The sequence below is a fragment of the Pseudomonas sp. 05N434 genome, assembly GCF_056396965.1.
Genome location: NZ_JBFTMK010000404.1, coordinates 1 through 4,629 on the forward strand (window position 1 = coordinate 1; position 4,629 = coordinate 4,629).

General features: G+C 58.4%; 5 protein-coding genes. 2 read left to right on the plus strand and 3 right to left on the minus strand.

The genetic code is table 11. The features are described from left to right. The coding region (locus AC1DLB_RS21825) for a hypothetical protein (protein WP_477785623.1) at positions 1 to 289 on the minus strand (289 nt) is incomplete at its 3' end. 241 nt (positions 290 to 530) lie between these two features. On the opposite strand from AC1DLB_RS21825, the gene AC1DLB_RS21830 reads away from it, so the two are divergent. Continuing rightward, on the plus strand, positions 531 to 1,658 hold the full coding sequence (locus AC1DLB_RS21830; RefSeq protein ID WP_477744192.1) for a sensor histidine kinase: 1,128 nt from the start codon (positions 531 to 533) through the stop codon (positions 1,656 to 1,658). Positions 1,659 to 1,821: 163 nt separating this feature from the next. Here AC1DLB_RS21830 and AC1DLB_RS21835 read toward each other — a convergent pair whose 3' ends face one another. Both AC1DLB_RS21835 and AC1DLB_RS21840 read right to left on the minus strand, forming a co-directional pair. Beyond that, entirely contained in the window at positions 1,822 to 2,127 is a 306-nt protein-coding gene (locus tag AC1DLB_RS21835) for a chaperone modulator CbpM (RefSeq protein WP_018928457.1), read from the minus strand. A 25-nt stretch (positions 2,128 to 2,152) separates the two neighbouring features. Further along, positions 2,153 to 3,100, minus strand: coding sequence for a DnaJ C-terminal domain-containing protein (locus tag AC1DLB_RS21840; protein WP_477785624.1), 948 nt, complete (start codon positions 3,098 to 3,100; stop codon positions 2,153 to 2,155). Between the two features lie 296 nt (positions 3,101 to 3,396). On the opposite strand from AC1DLB_RS21840, the gene AC1DLB_RS21845 reads away from it, so the two are divergent. After that, on the plus strand, positions 3,397 to 4,629 hold a 1,233-nt coding region (locus tag AC1DLB_RS21845), incomplete at its 3' end, for an Hsp70 family protein (protein ID WP_477785625.1).

Consider the following 4,629-nt stretch of genomic DNA (forward strand, 5'->3'; position numbering starts at 1 on the left):
CGAACTTATTGATGTCCTTTTGCAAATCGCCCAGTGTGTCATCCAGGCTGTCTTGCAACCGCCACCGCTCACTGATGAGTTCGTTGAGATATTGACGGTTGATAGCACTCGCCTTGATGTACCACTCGGGAACGTCCGGCTTCATATCAGTCGTTGATACAAAACTTGATACAGATGGTTTCTTTATGAATGCGGGAACTTTGGTTGCAAGATAATTCAAATAAACATTGGCGCCAGCTGTCATCTCTTGAGAGATATTGGAAACGCCCCCTTCTGACAATTCATTCATTGCGCATGTATCCCTATGCGTTTGAGAAGAACGCCAAGCTTATTCAATACCTGCAAAAACAAAAGATTAAATAACTGTTGGAAAATAGCGATAAAACAAACAACACCTTCCAACTTAAGAATCTAAAAAACAAATAAGTACCACCTGCAAGACCTGCAAGCATGATCCGGCGTGTCAGCGGTAGTTTTTACCGATCTACAAAGAGGCTAAGATGCCCAGACTCTCCAGGCAGGTAACGGCCATGCGCTTATCCGAATTCATCAGGCAACACGTGGACCGTATCGTCGATGAATGGGAACAGTTCGCCAGAACGATCACCCCGGCGGCCGAGTGCATGGATCGAGCAGCCTTGCGCGATCACGCCAAGGCCATTCTGCTGGCGGCAGCGCGGGACATGACCACCGCGCAAACCGCCAGCGAACAGCTCGCCAAGGCCAAGGGCGAAGGCCCGGAGAAAACCCCAAGCCTGGATGAAGCGGGTGCCAGCCATGGCGAACTGCGGCATACCGTGGGCTTCGACCTGGTGCAAATGACCAGCGAGTTCCGCCATTTGCGGGCCTGTGTGATTCGGTTGTGGGTCGACAGCCTGGAGTCACCGGACCTGACCTATTTCCGGGACATGATCCGTTTCAACGAAGCCATCGATGAGGCCCTCGCCGAATCCACCGCCGCCTATGCCGAACAGGTCAACCATTCACGGGATCTGTTTCTGGCGATACTCGGGCATGACTTGCGAGCGCCATTGCAGGCAGTGAGCATGTCCGCCGAGTTACTGCTGCGTAAAGCAACGCTTGAAGGCGATGCTTTGGCCTGTGCCAACAATATTAAGGATGGCGCGCGGAACATGGCGGTGCTGGTCAGCGATTTGCTGGAACTGGTGCGCAGTCGCCTGGGCAAGCGCCTGCCAATCGAACCGGCGCCCATGGACCTGGCCGAGACGGCGCGCGAAGCGATTGCCCAGGCTTGCGCTGCTCATCCGCAATGTGATCCGACACTGAGCGTCGAAGGCGATACCCGGGGTGTATGGGATGGCCGAAGGCTCGCTCAAATGCTGCAGAACCTGATCGGCAATGCCTTGCAGCACGGTTCGAACCACAGCGTGATCAAGCTGAGCCTCAGGGGTGAAACGGACAGCGTTCGGCTCACCGTGCACAACGACGGTGCGCCGATTCCGCCCGAGGTCATCGGCACAATCTTCGATCCACTGGTACGCAGTGCCGACGAAGAACTCGGCGGGCCGAGCACCAGCCTTGGCCTGGGGCTGTTCATCGTCAAGGAAGTGGTTGATGCCCATCAAGGGACGATCGAGGTCAGTTCCAGCGAGGCTGAGGGCACACTGTTTAGCGTGGTGTTGCCCAGGAAGGTGTAACGCCTTGGGACCGCTGTGGCGAGGGGGCTTGCCCCCGTTCGGCTGCGCAGCAGTCGTAAAATCGACGCATGCGGTCAGTCTGAAAAACCGCGATGACCGGATTTGGGGTCGCTACGCAACCCAACGGGGGCAAGCCCCCTCGCCACAGGTTTAGTGTTTACAGCTATTCGATCACCAAGCGCCCCAACCGCTGCTTGAGCATGCGGTTCTCGGCCCGCAGTTGCTGGACCTCGTCAAGCAGGTCCAGCGCCAGGGCGACACCTTCCCATTCCAGCTCCAGGTCGCGCCGCAGCTTGGCGGCGCGCTTGGCCAAAACCAGTTCGTAGTCGGTGAAACGCCAATCCTTGGGCTCTGTACCCTGTGGTTCGAGGATGCCGTGTTCGACGATCTCGATCACATGCACGTCCGACAACTCGGTCGCCTCACAGAATTCTGCCAGGTCCAATAGAACGATCACGGGGTCGCTCATGATTGGGCTCCTCCTTATCTCGGAATCAAAAATTCTCTCGCGGATCGAAAGCGGCTTTTTTCGCCAACTCCTCCCACAACGCCTTGACGTCATGGTCGAGTTTCTTCGGCATCACCGCCTTGAGCTGCACGAACAGGTAACCACGGTGCCCGGCCTTGTGCATCAGGCCGTGGCCCTTGGCGCGCATGCGCTGGCCATTCTGGCTGCCGGCCGGAACCTTGAGGTTGATCTTGCCGGTCAGGGTCGGCACCGCGACTTCGGTCCCCAGTGCCAGTTCCCACGGTGCCAGTGGCAAGGTGATGATCAGGTTCTCGCCTTCGACATCGAATTTGGGGTGCGGCGCAAAACGAATGGTCAGGTACAGGTCGCCATTGGCCCCGCCACCGATGCCCGGAGCACCCTGCCCCTTGAGGCGGATGCGCTCGCCGTCGGTCACGCCGGCGGGGATCTTCACGTTCAGGCTTTTGCTGGTGTTGCTGACATGCTGGCCGGCAGCGTTGTACTGCGGCACCTGGAAGCTGACCTTCTTCGATTCGGTCGAGAGGGTTTCTTCCAGAAAAACCGGTAATTCCATTTCCACGTCTTGCCCTCGACGACCGGCGCTATGGCCCGACCGTCCACCACCACCGAAACCCGAACCACGGTTGCCGAAGATCGAACTGAAGAAGTCCGAGAAATCGCCCGTGTCCTGACCACCGCCTCCGAAACCACCACGACTCTGCCAACCCGGCGGGCCCTGGAACGGCTGGCCGTGGTGACCGTATTTGCGCAAGTCGTCGTATTCGGCGCGCTTGTCGGCGCTTTTCAGCGCTTCATAGGCTYCCGACGCGTCCTTGAACTTGGCCTCGGCGTCCTTTTCCTTGCTGACATCGGGGTGGTATTTGCGCGCCAGCTTCCGATAGGCGGCCTTGATCGCCTTATCGTCCGCAGTCGGCTCCACGCCGAGAATCTTGTAATAGTCTTTGAAGTCCATCGAGGGAATCACCATCCATTATCGAAATCGCGCCACTCGGTACAGCATGCTCTGGTTTACAGCGTCTTGATTGATCAATCTCAATTTTGTGACCGGGCAGCGCATCAGTAGTTTATCGGCAGCCAGGCGCAGTTCTTGCTGTCGCCCAAGGATTGCCAAACCTATGCAGGGAAGTTTGGGGGTGATGGCGCATCTTTCAAGCGTAGATCAATGTGATTTAACAGATAGTCGGCCTTCGAATCTGCGCCGCACTGACATACACTGCGCGGCCGTTTTTTAACCGGAACTTGAAAGACATGAAAAMCGCATCTCCAGCCCGTGCCTGCGGTATCGACTTCGGCACGTCCAACTCCACCGTCGGCTGGCTGCGCCCCGGCATGGAAACGCTGATCGCGCTGGAGGACGACAAGATAACCCTGCCCTCGGTGGTCTTCTTCAATATGGAAGAACGCCGCCCGGTGTACGGCCGGCTGGCGCTGCACGAGTACCTGGAAGGTTACGAAGGCCGGTTGATGCGCTCGCTCAAGAGCCTGCTGGGCTCCAAGCTGATCAAGCACGACACCAGCGTCCTCGGCACGGCGATGCCGTTCAAGGACCTGCTCGGGCTGTTCATCGGCCAGTTGAAAAAGCGCGCCGAAGCCGCTGCCGGTCGGGAGTTCGAGGAAGTGGTGCTGGGCCGTCCGGTGTTTTTCGTCGATGACGATGAACTGGCCGACCAGGAAGCCGAGAACACCCTGGTGGACGTAGCCCGCGCCATTGGTTTCAAGGACGTCTCGTTCCAGTACGAGCCGATTGCAGCGGCGTTCGACTATGAATCCACCATCGAAAAGGAAGAGCTGGTACTGATCGTCGACATCGGCGGTGGTACGTCGGACTTCTCGCTGGTGCGCCTGTCCCCTGAGCGACGCGGACATGACAACCGTCATGACGACATCCTCGCCACCGGCGGCGTGCACATCGGCGGGACCGATTTCGACAAACAGCTGAGCCTGCAAGGCCTGATGCCGCTGTTCGGCTACGGCAGCCGGATGAAGAGCGGCGCCTACATGCCCACCAGCCATCACATGAACCTGGCGACCTGGCACACCATCAACTCGGTGTACTCGCAGAAATCGACCCTGGCCCTGGGCAGCATGCGTTACGACATTGAAGACACCGGCGGCATCGATCGCCTGTTCAAGCTGATCGACCAGCGCGCCGGGCACTGGCTGGCGATGGAAGTGGAAGAGACCAAGATCCAGCTGACCCACGCCGACAGCCGTCATGTGCCGCTGGACCGCATCGAGCCCGGTTTGAGTGTGGAACTGACTCGTGCGCTGTTCGAATCAGCCATCGACAACTTGCTGGAGCGGGTGCGCAACAGCGTGACCCAATTGCTGAACGACGCGAATGTGCGGGTCGATCAGGTAGATACGGTGTTCTTCACCGGCGGTTCGAGCGGGATTCCGGCGCTGCGCAACAGCGTCTCGGCGATGTTGCCGAAGGCGCAGCATGTGGAAGGCAACATCTTCGGCAGCATCGGCAGCGGG